We start from the raw sequence: 14754 nt of genomic DNA, 5'->3' as shown, positions 1-14754 counted from the left end.
TACTCGGTATAACTGTGTCGGCTGCCTGGCCGCCTTCGCGAGCAAGCCCGCTCCCACATTTTGCCCCCGGAACATCAGGCAGAAAACGTTACGCCAGGCTCTTGCTGACCACCTCATACACATCGCTGGACAGCTCGCCACACGCGAGAATGCGCTCCAGCTGCGCCTTCATCAGCGCCTGGCGTGCGCTGTCATACTTGCGCCAGCGCGTCAGCGGCGCCAGTTGGCGCGAGGCGATCTGCGGGTTCAAGGTGTTGAGCTCGATCACCAGATCCGCCAGGAAGCGATAACCCGAGCCATCCGCCGCATGGAAGTTGACCAGATTCTGGCCGGCGAATGCGCCGATCAAGGCGCGCACCTTGTTCGGGTTCTTGATGGTGAACGCCGGGTGTCCCATCAACGCCTTGACCCGCGCCAGCCCGCCCGGCAACGTGCTGCCGGCCTGAACACTGAACCACTGGTCCATTACCAACGGGTTGTCCTTGAAGTTCTCGGCAAACACCGCCAGCGCCTGGGCCTTTTCCGCTTCGAACGGCGAGTTCACCAGCACCGCAAGGGCCGTCAGGCGTTCGGTCATGTTATCGCTGGTGTCGAACTGATCCAGGGTGGCCGCCAATACTTCTGGCTTGCCGCTGAGCATCAGGTACGACAACGCGATGTTCTGCAAGGCACGGCGGGCAAAGTGCTCGGCCTCTGCCACGTACGGCGTTTGCTTGGACAGCTCACGATTGGCCTGGTAGCGCAGCCACAAGCCTTCGAACAGGTTCTCGGCCAGTTGCTTGCGGGCATATTCACGGGCCGCGTGGATCGCATCCACATCCGCCACTTCGCTGATTTCCGTCAGGTAGGCTTCACTTGGCAGCGAGAGCATTTCCGCGACCATGGCCTGGTCGAGACTTTCGTCGCTCAATACCGTGCGCAGCGCATCGATCAGGCGCTGGTCCAGCTTCAGCGGCTGGCCTGCCTGATGCTGGGCGATCAGTTCCTGCAACACCTGCACCGACAGCTGCTGGCCGGCATCCCAGCGGTTGAAGCCGTCGCTGTCGTGCTGCATCAGGAACATCAACTGATCGCGGTTATACGGGAAGCTCAATTTCACCGGCGCCGAAAACCCACGCAACAGCGAAGGCAACGGCTTTTCAGCGACATCGACGAAGGTGAACGTCTGCTCGGCTTCAGTCACCGAGATCACTCGTGAGGTGCCTGCAGCTGTAGCCTCACCGGCCAGGCGCAAGTTGATTGCGGCGCCCTGCCCGTCCAGCAGGCCCAATTCCACCGGGATCACGAACGGCAGTTTTTCGACCTTGTCCGGCGTTGGCGGGCAGCTCTGGCGGAAGGTCAGGCTGTAGGTCCTGGCCGCCGCGTCGTAGGACTCGCTCACCGCCAAGCGTGGCGTACCCGCCTGGCTGTACCAGCGTTTGAACTGGCTGAGGTCGGCGCCATTGGCGTCTTCCATGGCCTTGATAAAGTCGTCGCAGGTCACGGCCTGACCGTCATGGCGTTCGAAGTACAGGTCACTGCCTTTGCGGAAGCCTTCGGCGCCGAGCAAGGTGTGGATCATGCCGACTACTTCCGAGCCCTTTTCGTAAACGGTCAGGGTGTAGAAGTTGGAGATCTCGATAAAGCTGTCCGGGCGCACCGCGTGGGCCATAGGGCCAGCGTCTTCGGCGAACTGGTGCGTACGCAGATAGGCCACATCCTGAATGCGCTTGACCGTGGCCGAGTTCATGTCGGCGGAGAAGCCCGAATCACGGAACACGGTGAAGCCTTCCTTGAGCGACAACTGGAACCAGTCGCGGCAGGTCACGCGGTTGCCCGACCAGTTGTGGAAGTATTCGTGGGCGACGATGGCTTCGACGCGCTGGTGGGCGGCGTCGGTAGCGGTTTCGGCGCGGGCCAGCACGGCGCTGGAGTTGAAGATATTGAGGCCCTTGTTCTCCATGGCGCCCATGTTGAAATCGTTGACCGCCACGATCATGAAGATATCCAGGTCGTACTCGCGGCCGTAGGTTTCTTCGTCCCAGCGCATGGATTTCTTCAGGCTGGTCATGGCGTGCTGGCACTTGTCGATGTTTTCCGGCTCGACGTAGATGCGCAACGCGACTTCGCGATTGGTCATGGTGGTGAAGCTGTCTTCGACGCACCACAGGTCACCGGCCACCAGCGCAAACAGGTACGCCGGCTTCTTGAACGGATCTTCCCAGGTCGCCCAGTGCCGGCCGTCTTCGCCAGGGCCACTGGCAATCGGATTGCCGTTGGACAACAGCACCGGGTAGCTGTGCTGCTCGGCGATCACCGTGGTGGTGAACACGCTCATTACGTCCGGGCGGTCGAGGTAGTAAGTGATCTTGCGAAAGCCCTCGGCCTCGCACTGGGTGCAGAACATACCGCTGGATTTGTACAAACCTTCCAGGGCAGTGTTGGTTTCCGGATGGATCTTGACCGTGGTGTCGAGGGTGAAGGTCTCACTCTTTGGCTGCACGGTCAGGTGGCTGTCGGTCAACTGGTAGTCAGCGTCCGTCAGCGGCTGGTCGGCCAGGTTGACGCTCAACAGTTCAAGTTGCTGGCCGTCGAGTACCAAGGGCGGCAAACCGGCGCCGCGCTCGGGGTTGCGGCGCATCACCAACTGCGCGTGGACCAGGCTGTGGTCCTCGAACAACTCGAAGGTCAGGTGCGTCTCGTCGATCAGGTAGTCCGGCGCCTGATAGTCCTTAAGGTAAATCATCCTCGGTTGTTCGGTGCGCATGCTTGGGATCCTTCTACTGATGCACGGCGAGCTGGTAGGCCGTGTATTTACGAATATTGATGACGCCGGTATCGAAGATCAGGTATTGGCCCTTGATCCCCAGCAGCGTGCCTTCGGCAATCGGGTTCTTGTCCAGGTTGAAGCTGACGATCTTGGTCGGATACTGCTCGACCGGGTAGCGGATTTCAATCGGCTCGATGTCGGCAATGGTTTGGATGGCTTGCAGGCCAAAGCGTTCCTGCAAACCCAGCAAGCCTTCGGCGCAGGAGGCGAACAGCTCATCGCGCACCTGCTTGAGGTCCACCGATTGCGCGTCGCCCTTGAGCAAGGCGCGCCAGTTGGTCTTGTCGGCCACCTGGCTGCGGAACAGGTCTTCGACGAAGCCGGACTGCTGGCGAGTCGACACGCGCATGATCGGCAATGCCTGGCTGGCACCCTGGTCCAGCCAGCGGGTGGGCAGCTGGGTGGCACGCGTGATGCCGACCTTGACCCCCGACGAATTGGCCAGGTACACCACATGGTCGGTCATGCAGAATTTTTCGCCCCAGCCCGGATCACGGCAGGTGCCGGCGTCGTAATGGCAACGCTCGGGGCTCATGATGCACAGGTCACACTGGGCCAGCTTGGTCATGCACGGGTAGCAATACCCTTGACTGAAGCTGGTCTTGGTCTTGCGCCCGCAATGGCTGCAATGAATGGCACCCAGGTACTCCAGGCGCACATGGGTGCCGATCATCGGATTGACCGGCACCTCGACATCGCCCAGGCGAAACGCATATTGAACAGTCGGCTCACCAAGTTGCGCCGACATTTTGCTGACTGCACCGCGACCAATTTCAATCAATGGATCGCATCCGACTTGAACAGGATGTTCGCCACCGGCTCCGACTTGGACGCGCATTCCTGCGGGCCCATATAGCCGGTACGCTGCTCTTCGGGCAGGTTCTGGATCTCCCAGGCGATCATCGCTTGCAGGGACAATTCGCGCTGTTCGGCGGTGAGCTTGCGGCCATCGGACCATTTGCCGATTTCCACGGCGAGCTTGAGGCTTTCGTAGATATCGGGGGTGATGTTTTCGATCATTTCAGCAAAAGAGGACATTCGGCTCTTCCTTATCAAATAGACGATTTGCGACGGTTGTACAGCCCGCCGAGCAAACCGGTGAGGCAACCGATAACCAGGCCGCCGACATGGGCCGCGTTGGCGATTTGGCCGAAGCCGATCATCGAGACCAGCCCCGACAGGCAGAGCAGCAGCCACACCAGCATCATCACCAGCACCCCACGGGGCAGGCGATAGGCTGGGTTGGGTGACAATAGTTGAAAGATCCAGCAATGCCCGAGCAGGCCATACAACACACCGGACAAGCCACCGAACAGGCCAGGGCCGCCATAAGCGTATTGCGCGTAGTTGGAGACCAGGCTGAACAACAGGGTCAGCCCCAGCAAGTTGATACTGCCCTGGCGCGCTTCGATGCGCCGGCCCAACTCCCAGTACCACATGCCGTTCATGGCCAGGTGCAGGATGCCGAAGTGGATCAGCATCGGCGTGACCAATCGCCACCACTGCCCTGAAGCGAGCGTGTCGGCCAACGGCGTGAACTGGATGTACTCGCCCAGCACCCGGAACGGCAGGAACGTCAGCCAGGCCATGGCTTGCAGGTTTTCACCAAGCAGGGTCACGGCGCCGACAATCAGGCTGGCCAACAGCACCAGCGCCGTGACAGGGCTATGACGCAGCTGCTGGACGAAACCTGGCCGTGCAACTGGCGCCTGTTCAGGAATATCCAGCTGCTGGTCCGGGTCGCCGGCAGGAAAGCGTTGATACAACACGCGCACGTCATCGCTGATGGTTTCAGGCACCCACAACACTTGCTCACCCGCCTCTTCACTGACGCGATGGGGCACCTGCATGCGTTGCAGCAACTTGACGAAACCACCCAGGTCGACACTCAGGGGCAAGCGCAATACGGCTACGGTACTCATGGAATGGCCTCGGGTCGCTCAACGTCGACCCATACAAATTTACGCGGATCCAGTTGGGTTTCCTGGTCGAGTCGATACGCCACCAGCTTGCCGTACAGCACCGCGCTGTAGTCCAGGCAGGCCAGGTTCGGGCGGATCGGCGCCGGTTTGCCACTGCGCCAGTAATGGCCGACGAACAACAACGGCTCGTCGACGCCGTAGCGCAGCAGGGAATTCTTTTCGGTGGACGACAACGGCGTGCGCGCCACCGGCTCTGGCAAAGCGTCGGGCTGGAACACGATGTCACCGTAGGTCTTGGGGTCATCTTCCCAGAACTTGGTGCGGAAGAACGACCGCGTCAAGCCATCGCCGCCGGTCAGGGTCAGACCGTCGGGCAGGCGCATATCGGTGCCGCGCAACAGCCGATCGAAGGCGTTGCAGGCGAAGCTGCCCGGTACGGCGGCGGCTTGCAGGAAGTGCTGGTCGATGCAGCCATCCGGGAAGGTGGCGCGCAATGGCTGGATGAAGCCTTCATCCCAGCACGCGTGCACCACGCGAAAACGCCCGGCATCGACAAACAGCGGCATGTCGTAGAACCAGCCGAGGAAGTCGTGCCAGTCGGCCGGGTGGTGCTCGAACTGGGTCAGGGTCTCTTGGATCAACCGCGCATGACGTGGGTTGTGCTCGCGCACGAACTGCCTGCCGCTGCCGGGTGGTGCCGGGGTGGTCCAGCCCAGCGCATTGAACTCATGGTTGCCCATGATGCACAGCGCCTGGCCGGCCTCGGTCATATCATGGACGATATGCAGCGCCTCGCGGATGCGTGGGCCACGGTCGATGATATCGCCCAGGAACACCGCCATGCGCGACGGATGGCGCCAGGTGCCGCCCTGCTTGTGGTAACCCAATTGGTCGAGCAAGTGCTCAAGGGTATGAGCGCAACCGTGCACGTCACCAATCAGGTCGTAGCTACGCGCGGGATCGAGCATCAGTCGCCCCCACCCCCCAAGCGGCTGCCCCAGCCCAACTTGGTACGGCACACTTCGTAGTAGTTGTGATCCAGCGGGTGGATCAAGCGCAACTTCTGTGCCTTCTTGCTCACGGTGATGGTGTCACCGGGGGCGCAGGTGAAATGGTTCTGCCCGTCGCAGGAGACTTGCGGGTAGATCTGCATGTCTTTGGACACCACGATTTTCAGCTCGCTGTTGCCATCGACCACAATCGGTCTGCTGGACAACATATGGGGGTACATCGGCACGATCACAATGGCATCGAGCTTGGGATGCATGATCGGGCCACCGGCCGATAGTGCATACGCGGTGGAGCCAGTAGGCGTGGCGACAATCAGGCCGTCGGCCTTCTGGCTGCACACGAACTGGCCGTCGATATACAGCTCGAACTCGATCATCCGCGTGGATTTGCCCGGGTGCAGCACCACATCGTTGAGGGCATCGCCCTGGCCGATCGCCTCGCCATGGCGGCGCACTTCGGCTTGCAGCAGGAAGCGGTTTTCCACCAGGTAATGGCCGTCGAGCACCTTGGCCACTTCGACTTCCAGCTCATCGGGGCGGATGTCGGTCAGAAACCCCAGGCTGCCGCGGTTGATCCCCAGCACCGGCACGTTATGCCGCGCCAGCGCCCGGGCGGCGCCGAGCAGGCTGCCATCGCCGCCGACCACGATGACCATGTCGCAGACCTCGCCGAGCATCTTGCGCGACGAGGTCTGCAGGCCGTGGCCCGGGAGGATTTCGGCGATGGTGTCTTCGAGGATCACATGCAGGTGGCGCTCGAGCAGAAACTTCTTCAGCCGGCGGACGGTGTCCAACACCTGGGTACTGCCCAGGCGACCGATAATGCCGATATTGCGAAATTGCTCCATGGGGCTCCTGCGGGATTTGGGGTGCGGCAAAAAAGAACGATTATGGGCGAAAGGCCGCGTCAGGCAAAATCCTTTGTCGCCGCCGCGCCTTGATGACAATGGTTCTCAGGCACCTTCACCCGGCTGAAAAGGCTATGCTCGGACCATGACCGTGTTCCCTGACTTGCACAACTTGCCCCGCCAATTGCGCCACCCCGAGGTGCGCGACCTGGCGTGGGTGATCCTCGCCCCGCCCATGCTGGCGCAAACGCCGTGGCCGCAGCGCCACCCGCTGGCCGGCAGTGACTGGGCGCAGGCGCCACACCGGCTTGAGCATTGGCTGCGTGCGCTTGATCAGGACAGCAGCGCCCTGCAGCAGTGGCTCAGCCTGTCGCGCACACGGCGCCTGGGCCTCTATTACGAGCGCCTGTGGCAGTTTGCCGTGCAGCACGCGCCGGGTGTGGAATTGCTGGCCGCCAACCTGCCGATCCGCCGCGCCGGGCATACCCTGGGCGAACTGGACATGCTGTTGCGCGACCGCGATGGCGTGCACCATCTGGAACTGGCGATCAAACTCTATCTTGGCCCACAGGACGGCAATGGCCAGGACACCGCGCTATGGCTCGGGCCGGGCTGCCATGACCGGCTGGACCGCAAGCTGGCGCACCTGGCCGAACATCAACTGCCGATTTCTGCGCGGGCCGAGAGCCGCGACGCCTTGGCGGCGCTGGATATCCAGGTGTTCGATGCGCATTTGTGGCTGGGCGGTTATCTGCTCTATCCCTGGCCTGGCACGGCGCAACCCCCAATCGGCGCCCACCCGCAGCATCTGCGTGGTTGCTGGTTGCATCAGCGTGACTGGTCGGATTTTGTCAGCACCCGCCCACCCGGCCACTGGCAACCCCTGCCCCGCCACGCCTGGTTGGCACCTGCGCATTACACGGCGGATCAAGTGTGGAGTGAAGCGCAGATGCAAAGCTGGCTGAAGGACCTGGATCCGATGGCACCGGCGCAGTTACTGGTTCGGATGGTGCAGAACGGTGAGGACTGGGAGGAAGCGGAGCGGTTGTTTCTGGTGGCGGATCTTTGGCCGAATGTGCCGGGGGCAGGCTGATAAATCCTCGGTGTATTCAAGGCAGCCATCGGGGGCAAGCCCCCTTCCACAAGGTAGTGCGGCGCACTGAAAAATGTGGGAGGGGGCTTGCTCCCGATGTCGATTGCCCAGGCACTACACATCATCGATATGCTGATAATCCAACTGCAACCCCATCGCCAACTCCTGAGCCCGTCCCAACCTGATCGGCCCGCGCTCAATGTCTACCAGTAACCCCGGACACTCCAACGGCGGCAACCCATCAATGGCTTTGAGCCGACCATCAGTGATCACCAGCAATCGCTGTTGCTGCGCCGGGTAACGCTTGCGCCGCGCTTTGAGCCACTGCCCGGCCTCGCTCAAGGCGGCGAGCAATGGCGTACCGCCACCGGCGCCTAACTGCTCCAGCCAACCCGTCAATCCCTTTGCCGCCTTCAAGCCCTGCACCTGCCACTTCGGCGCTGATCCGCTGGCCGTCAACAGCGCCATGCGCGCCCGTTGCCGATAAGCGTCGTCGAACAGCTGAGCCAACAAACCCTTGGCATCGGTCAACGCCCGATGGCGCCGGGTGGACGCCGAGGCATCGACGATTACCAACCACAGTTCCGGCGCCGAACGGCTACGCAGGTGGAACAGCAGATCATCACGGCATTGCGGCCGTCCACCGAGCAACGTACCCGGCCAATTGATCCTGCCTTTCTGTGCGCTGCGCGCCTTGCCCTGCCTGCCGTTGTCCAGTCGCCCCGCCTGGGGCCGGGCATCCGCCCCCGCGTCAGGTCGGGGGCGAATGCCTAGGGCTTTTTTGGCCAGGCCGGCACATCGCGGCGGGCGCCCGTGGGCAAGGCCGGCGCAGGCATATCGCCCCATTGGCCTTGGCCGGGCGAGCTTTCAGACGGTTTCGACGACTGCCCTTGATTCGGCGGTGCGGCCGCGGGCGTTTGCTGCTGACGGCGATGGCGCAAGGCAAACTCGGCCACCGCTTCGATGTCTTGCTCGGCAATGGCTGACGCGCCTCGCCACGCCGCATGGGCCCGGGCACCACGCAGCCAGACCAGGTCGGCGCGCATACCGTCCACGCCTGCGGCAAAGCAGCGTTCGGTAATCTGCGCCAAGGCGTGATCGTCCAGGTCGATGCTGTCGAGTCGCGCCCGCGCCTGCGTGCAGCGTTCGCGCAACTCGGCTTGCGGCGCGGCCCACTGCGCGCAGAAGGCCGCCGGATCACTGTCGAAATCCAGACGACGACGAATGATCTGCCCACGTTCGGCGGGCAAGGTCTGCCCGCTCAGCGCCACATTGAAACCAAAGCGGTCGAGCAACTGCGGGCGCAACTCCCCCTCCTCCGGGTTCATGGTGCCGATCAGCACAAAGCGCGCCGAATGCCGATGGGAAATACCGTCGCGCTCGATCAGGTTGGTGCCGCTGGCGGCCACGTCCAACAGCAGGTCCACCAAATGGTCGGCCAGCAGGTTGACTTCATCCACATACAGCACGCCGCCGTCAGCCTTGGCCAACACGCCGGGGGAAAATTGTGCACGGCCTTCGCCCAGTGCGGCTTCCAGGTCCAACGTGCCGACCAGGCGTTCCTCGGTCGCGCCCAGGGGCAAAGTCACGAACTGGCCACTGGCGAGGAGGTCCGCCAGCCCACGGGCCAGGGTCGACTTGGCCATGCCTCGCGGGCCTTCGATCAGCACGCCGCCGATGCGGGGGTCGATGGCGGTCAGGCACAGCGCCAGTTTCAGGTCGTCAGCACCGACCACGGCGGACAGCGGAAAATGGGGAATCTCGGTCATCAGCTGTCTTCTTCTATATCCAGCAAGAGGTTTTCCAGTGCTTCGCGATAAGCCCCCGGCGCCTGCCACATGCCCCGCTGCTGGGCTTCGAGCATACGCTCGGTCATGTCGCGCAGGGCATCGGGGTTGTGCTGCTGCACAAACGCCCGGGTGTCAGGGTCCAGCAGGTAGGCATCGGCGAGCAGTGCATATTGATGGTCGTCGATCAACGCGGTGGTGGCGTCGAAAGCGAACAGGTTGTCCACGGTCGCGGCCATTTCAAACGCGCCTTTATAGCCATGGCGTTTCACGCCTTCGATCCACTTGGGGTTGGCGGCGCGGGCGCGGATCACCCGGTTCAGCTCTTCCTTCAAGGTGCGGATTCTGGGCAAGTCCGGCTGACTGTGGTCGCCATGATAACTGGCGGCCTTGTCACCGCTCAGGGTTTCCACGGCGGCGAGCATACCGCCCTGGAATTGGTAGTAATCATTGGAATCGAGCAAGTCGTGCTCGCGGTTGTCCTGGTTCTGCAACACCGCCTGCACTTGGCTCAGGCGCTGGGCAAACTGCTCGCGGGCGGCGGTGCCTTCATCGGAGCCCCCGTAGGCATAGCCGCCCCAGTTCAGGTAGACCTCGGCCAAGTCCTCGCGGCTCTGCCACAGGCGCCCGTCAACCGCGCCCTGCACGCCCGCGCCATAGGCGCCCGGTTTGGCGCCGAAGATGCGCCAGCCGGCCTGCTTGGCCGCAGCCTCTGCATTCAGGCCCGACTCAACCAGCGCCTGGCGCTCGCTGCGCACCTTGGCGGCCAACGGGTTCATGTGGTCCGGTTCATCCAGGGCCGCCACCGCCTGCACCGCTGCGTCGAACAGGCGGATCAGGTTGGCGAAGGCATCGCGGAAGAAGCCGGACACGCGCAGGGTCACGTCGACACGCGGGCGATCCAGCAGGCTGATCGGCAGGATTTCAAAATCGTCGACCCGCTGGCTGCCGGTGGCCCATACCGGGCGCACGCCCATCAGCGCCATGGCCTGGGCGATATCATCACCGCCGGTGCGCATGGTGGCCGTGCCCCATACCGACAGGCCGAGTTGGCGCAAATGATCGCCGTGATCCTGTAGATGGCGTTCCAGAATCAGGTTGGCCGATTGGAAACCGATGCGCCAGGCTGTGGTGGTTGGCAGGTTGCGTACGTCCACGGTAAAGAAGTTACGCCCGGTCGGCAGCACATCCAGGCGTCCGCGACTGGGCGCACCGCTGGGCCCTGCCGGGACGAAGCGCCCGCTCAAGGCATCGAGCAGGCCGCGCATTTCCGCCGGGCCGCAGGCGTCCAGGCGTGGCGCCACCACGATGCGCAGGCTTTCGACGACCGACTTGACGTCCTCCCAGCCAGGCTCTTCCAACTGCTCGACAGGGCCTTCCAGCGCCTGCTCGATCAAGCGCGTTGCGTAAAGCTCCAGGCGTTCGCGGGTATCGCCGGCGGTGCGCCACAACTGCCCGTCGATCTTTTGCAGTACCAACGGGCGCCGCCCCGTCCATGGTTCGGCCAAGGCGCAATCGAGCGGATCGAAGCCCAGTTCGAAGGCCTTGGCCAGCACCCGCAACAGGCTCGATTGCGGGCCACGGCCATCGCCACGCGGAATGCGCAGCAACGCCAGCAAGGTGTCGATGCGCAAGCGGCCCTCGGGCGACTCGCCAAAGACATGCAGGCCGTCGCGGATCTGCGACTCCTTCAAATCGCACAGGTAGGTGTCCAGGCGCGGCAACCAGATGTCGGCGTCAGTCTCGCTGTCCAGCTCCAGCTCCTGGTCGATGCGGGTTTCGCGCACCAGCTTGAGAATGTCTTTTTGCAACTCAAGGGCGCGGCGCGGGTCGAGCAATTGCGCCTCGTAATACTCGTCGGCCAACAACTCAAGGTTACGCAACGGGCCGTAGGTTTCGGCACGGGTCAACGGTGGCATCAGATGGTCGATGATCACGGCCTGGGTACGCCGCTTGGCCTGGGCACCCTCGCCCGGGTCGTTGACGATAAACGGGTAGATGTTCGGCAGCGGCCCCAGCAATGCATCCGGCCAGCAGTTTTCCGACAGGCCCACGCCCTTGCCCGGCAACCACTCCAGGTTGCCGTGCTTGCCCACATGAATCACGCCGTGTGCGCCGTAGGTGTGACGCAGCCAGAAATAGAACGCCAGGTACCCATGGGGCGGCACCAGGTCCGGGTCGTGGTACACGGCACTCGCGTCCACCTGGTAACCCCGGGCAGGCTGGATGCCGACGAAGGTCAGGCCCAGGCGCAGGCCGGCGATCATCATGCGGCCGTCGCGGAACATTGGATCGTTTTGTGGAGCACCCCAACGTTGCAGCACGGCCTGGCGATTGGACTCGGGCAGTCGATCGAACAACGCCTGGTACTCGGCCAGGCCCAGGCTTTGATGGCACGGGCGCTGGTCGAGGCTGTCGAGGTCGTTGGTGACACCGCCGAGCAGCTCGTGGATCAGTGCGGTGCCGCTGTCCGCAAGCGCCGGCGCCACCGGATAGCCTTCAACCTGCAAGGCCCGCAGGATATTCAGCGCCGCTGCTGGCGTGTCCAGGCCCACACCGTTACCGATGCGACCGTCACGGGTCGGGTAGTTGGCGAGGATCAGGGCGATGCGTTTGTCGGCATTCGGCACCCGGGCCAAGTCAACCCAACGCCGCGCCAGTTCAGCGACAAAATCCATGCGCTCGGGCGCTGCGCGGTAGCACACCACGTCAGACTGGCTGCGCTCGCTGCGCCAGGCCAGGTCCTTGAAGCTGATCGGCCGGCTGATGATGCGCCCATCCAGCTCGGGCAAGGCAATATGCATGGCCAGGTCGCGGGGGCCGAGCCCCTGTTCGTTGGCCTCCCAGCCGGGCTGGTTATCCTGGGCGCAGATCGCCTGGATCACCGGGACGTTGCGCCGAAACGGTCGCAGATGCGGCGCTTCGGGGCTGGATTGGGCAAAGCCTGTGGTGTTGAGGATCACCGCGACTTGCACGTCGTCCAACAGGTCCTCGACCACTGTGAGGCAACCGGGCTCTTTCAAACTGGCCACTGCGATGGGCAATGGGTTCAGGCCCGCTGCCTGCAAGCGCTGGCAGAACACATCGATAAACCCGGTATTGGCCGCCTGCAAGTGGGAGCGGTAGAACAGCACCGCGGCCACGGGGAAGTCGGCGCGCCAATCCGCCTGCCAGTCATTGAGGCGGGCATTGGCTTTGTGCGGGTGATAGATCGCCGTACGCGGCAAGGTTTGTGGCTCGGCCCAGGCATAGTCGCGGCCCAGATGGGCGCTGGCCAGGCAGTGATAAAAGTCCAACGCATTGCCCAGGCCACCCTGGCGCAAAAAGTGCCACAGACGCTCGCGCTGTTCAGCAGCGACGGTGCTCAGGCCGCTGAGTTCCGGGTCTGGACGATCATCCCCCGGCACCAGGATCAACGTGACGCCACGCTCGGCCAACTCCACCAGGCGCTCGATGCCGTAGCGCCAATAACCAATGCCGCCATGCAAGGAAATCAGGATGACCTTGGCGTGACGCAACACCTCATCGACGTACAGGTCGACCGAGGCGTGGTTCTGCACCTGCATCGGGTTGGCCAGGCGCAGGCTGGGGTAATCCTCGGGCAACTGCTGGGCGGCTTCGGCCAGCAGCGCCAGGCTGGAGTCACCGCTGCACAGGATCACCAGCTCGGCGGGGGTTTGGCCAAGGTCAGCAATATTGTCGTCCGCGACGAAACCACCGGGTTGGGTCCTGAGCAGGTGCATGGTTAAACGCTGAGGGCAGCGCGCAATTGCGCTTCAAGGCCAGCGGCGTCCAGCTCCTGACCGATCAGCACCAGGCGCGTGATACGCGCTTCATCGGCACCCCAGGCACGGTCGAAGTGCTTGTCAAAGCGTGTGCCCACGCCCTGGATCAGCAGGCGCATCGGCTTGTTCGGGATAGCAGCAAAGCCTTTGACGCGCAAAATGCCGTGTTGCACCACCAATTGGGTCAGGGCGTCCAGCAACAGTGCTTCGTCGGCTTGAGGCAGGTCGATGGAGATGGAGTCGAAAGCATCGTGATCGTGGTCGTCTTCGCCTTCATGGTGGTGATCGTGATGGCTGTGGCGAGCGTCGATATGCTCTTCGGAGCCGGCACCCAGGCCGATCAGCACGTCCAATGGCAGGCGACCGCTGCTGGCGTCGATGATCTTGACCGCCGGCGGCAGCTCCTCGGCCACTTCCAGGCGCACGCGGGCCAGGTCTTCGGTGCTGATCAGGTCGGCTTTGTTGAGGATCACCAGGTCGGCGCTGGCCAGTTGGTCGGCGAACAGCTCGTGCAAAGGCGACTCGTGGTCCAGGTTCGGGTCCAGTTTGCGCTGGGCGTCGACTTGATCCGGGAACGCAGCGAAAGTGCCGGCGGCCACGGCCGGGCTGTCGACCACGGTGATCACCGCGTCAACCGTGCAGGCGCTGCGGATTTCCGGCCACTGGAACGCTTGCACCAAGGGTTTTGGCAAGGCCAGCCCCGAGGTTTCGATCAGGATATGGTCAAGGTCACCACGACGGGCGACCAGTTCGCGCATCACCGGGAAGAACTCTTCCTGCACGGTGCAGCACAGGCAGCCGTTGGCCAGTTCGTACACGCGGCCGTTGGCTTCTTCTTCGGTACACCCGATGGAGCATTGCTTGAGGATTTCGCCGTCAATGCCCAGTTCGCCGAACTCGTTGACGATCACGGCTATGCGACGGCCCTGGGCGTTATCGAGCATGTGGCGCAGCAACGTGGTCTTGCCCGAGCCGAGGAAGCCGGTAACGATGGTGACGGGGAGTTTGGCCAGTGTTTTCATCGGATGCCCTTTGGGGCGGGCATACGGGACGACAGGCCCTGCGGCGCGCGCAGCAGCGGATTTCGTCACCGGATCACCCCGCCCGGTTGAATTGGAAAATCGGTGACGAGGCAGGTCTCCTGGCTTGGGGCGTGCAGGTCTTGTGACCAACGCTGACTGCGCCTTCCCGCCGTCTCGGCAGTGGCGTGGCAGTCAACTGAACCCTTCACAGTTGCGGGGGCAGCCGCGGCTTGAACCGCGTTCCCTTCTTAGCTTCGACCTGGGCCGAAGAACCTCGAGGGTGCAAGGCTACGCAGTGCAACGGAGCGGGTCAATGTCGCGCCGCCTAAAGCATAAACTTACCCAGCCTGTGCCTTGACCAACTCAGTCTTTGTAAGGCTTGCGCCGATCCCGCAAAAGCGCCCTGCAATATGATGTCATATTCAATACGGAACGGTCGCGCAGTCCGACACCACGCAGCAGTGCTCATTTCATACAG

11 protein-coding genes and 1 riboswitch are annotated in these 14754 nt (G+C 63.0%); of the genes, 1 reads left to right on the top strand and 10 read right to left on the bottom strand.

From position 1 onward, the window contains the following. Nucleotides 1–88: 88 nt before the first annotated feature. From pepN to E4P01_RS07895, 6 genes are read right to left on the bottom strand one after another with little or no spacing between them, the layout of a single operon-like run. Entirely contained in the window at nt 89–2746 is a 2658-nt protein-coding gene (pepN, locus tag E4P01_RS07920) for an aminopeptidase N (RefSeq protein WP_216091534.1), read from the bottom strand. Between the two features lie 13 nt (nt 2747–2759). Beyond that, on the bottom strand, nt 2760–3590 hold the full coding sequence (locus E4P01_RS07915) for a DUF2797 domain-containing protein (RefSeq protein ID WP_005788687.1): 831 nt from the start codon (nt 3588–3590) through the stop codon (nt 2760–2762). Then, nucleotides 3587–3847, bottom strand: a complete 261-nt coding sequence (locus E4P01_RS07910) for a DUF1315 family protein (RefSeq protein WP_005788688.1) — start codon at nt 3845–3847, stop codon at nt 3587–3589. Before E4P01_RS07910 ends, E4P01_RS07915 begins: the two co-directional genes overlap by 4 nt. A 14-nt stretch (nt 3848–3861) precedes the next feature. Continuing rightward, nucleotides 3862–4731, bottom strand: a complete 870-nt coding sequence (locus E4P01_RS07905) for a rhomboid family intramembrane serine protease (RefSeq protein ID WP_032875921.1) — start codon at nt 4729–4731, stop codon at nt 3862–3864. Then, entirely contained in the window at nt 4728–5702 is a 975-nt protein-coding gene (locus E4P01_RS07900) for a metallophosphoesterase (RefSeq protein ID WP_164699547.1), read from the bottom strand. Before E4P01_RS07900 ends, E4P01_RS07905 begins: the two co-directional genes overlap by 4 nt. Continuing rightward, nucleotides 5699–6589: an NAD(+) kinase gene (locus E4P01_RS07895; protein WP_003217892.1), complete on the bottom strand. Its 891-nt coding sequence runs from the start codon at nt 6587–6589 to the stop codon at nt 5699–5701. The genes E4P01_RS07900 and E4P01_RS07895 overlap by 4 nt, the downstream gene beginning before the upstream one ends. Before the next feature lie 145 nt (nt 6590–6734). Between E4P01_RS07895 and E4P01_RS07890 the strand changes: the two genes are divergently transcribed. Continuing rightward, nucleotides 6735–7682, top strand: coding sequence for a DUF1853 family protein (locus E4P01_RS07890; protein ID WP_078821505.1), 948 nt, complete (start codon nt 6735–6737; stop codon nt 7680–7682). Between the two features lie 114 nt (nt 7683–7796). On the opposite strand, the gene E4P01_RS07885 is transcribed toward E4P01_RS07890, so the two are convergent. The 4 genes from E4P01_RS07885 to cobW are packed head-to-tail and all read right to left on the bottom strand — an operon-like array spanning nt 7797 to nt 14276. After that, complete coding sequence (locus tag E4P01_RS07885; protein WP_032880973.1) at nt 7797–8399, bottom strand: VWA domain-containing protein; 603 nt, start codon at nt 8397–8399, stop codon at nt 7797–7799. Between the two features lie 53 nt (nt 8400–8452). Next, nucleotides 8453–9451, bottom strand: coding sequence for an AAA family ATPase (locus E4P01_RS07880; RefSeq protein ID WP_078821506.1), 999 nt, complete (start codon nt 9449–9451; stop codon nt 8453–8455). Continuing rightward, nucleotides 9451–13212 (bottom strand): cobaltochelatase subunit CobN, encoded by a 3762-nt coding sequence (cobN, locus tag E4P01_RS07875; RefSeq protein WP_216091535.1) that lies wholly within the window; start codon nt 13210–13212, stop codon nt 9451–9453. Before cobN ends, E4P01_RS07880 begins: the two co-directional genes overlap by 1 nt. Nucleotides 13213–13214: 2 nt before the next feature. After that, entirely contained in the window at nt 13215–14276 is a 1062-nt protein-coding gene (gene cobW, locus E4P01_RS07870) for a cobalamin biosynthesis protein CobW (RefSeq protein WP_216091536.1), read from the bottom strand. Nucleotides 14277–14367: 91 nt separating this feature from the next. Continuing rightward, nucleotides 14368–14568, bottom strand: a riboswitch (cobalamin riboswitch). Nucleotides 14569–14754 lie beyond the last annotated feature (186 nt).

It is taken from the genome of Pseudomonas sp. NCIMB 10586, from assembly GCF_023127895.1.
In the GTDB taxonomy this organism is placed as follows: domain Bacteria; phylum Pseudomonadota; class Gammaproteobacteria; order Pseudomonadales; family Pseudomonadaceae; genus Aquipseudomonas; species Aquipseudomonas synxantha_A.
Note: the sequence above shows the minus strand (reverse complement) of the source record. Positions and strands in the feature narration are given on the sequence as shown.

Excerpts from the sequence above, each read along its gene's own strand:
- pepN (WP_216091534.1), bottom strand. The coding sequence starts at position 2,746 with ATGCGCACCGAACAACCGAGGATGATTTACCTTAAGGACTATCAGGCG.
- E4P01_RS07910 (WP_005788688.1), bottom strand. The coding sequence starts at position 3,847 with ATGTCCTCTTTTGCTGAAATGATCGAAAACATCACCCCCGATATCTAC.
- E4P01_RS07905 (WP_032875921.1), bottom strand. The coding sequence starts at position 4,731 with ATGAGTACCGTAGCCGTATTGCGCTTGCCCCTGAGTGTCGACCTGGGT.
- E4P01_RS07895 (WP_003217892.1), bottom strand. The coding sequence starts at position 6,589 with ATGGAGCAATTTCGCAATATCGGCATTATCGGTCGCCTGGGCAGTACC.
- E4P01_RS07890 (WP_078821505.1), top strand. The coding sequence starts at position 6,735 with ATGACCGTGTTCCCTGACTTGCACAACTTGCCCCGCCAATTGCGCCAC.
- E4P01_RS07880 (WP_078821506.1), bottom strand. The coding sequence starts at position 9,451 with ATGACCGAGATTCCCCATTTTCCGCTGTCCGCCGTGGTCGGTGCTGAC.
- cobN (WP_216091535.1), bottom strand. The coding sequence starts at position 13,212 with ATGCACCTGCTCAGGACCCAACCCGGTGGTTTCGTCGCGGACGACAAT.
- cobW (WP_216091536.1), bottom strand. The coding sequence starts at position 14,276 with ATGAAAACACTGGCCAAACTCCCCGTCACCATCGTTACCGGCTTCCTC.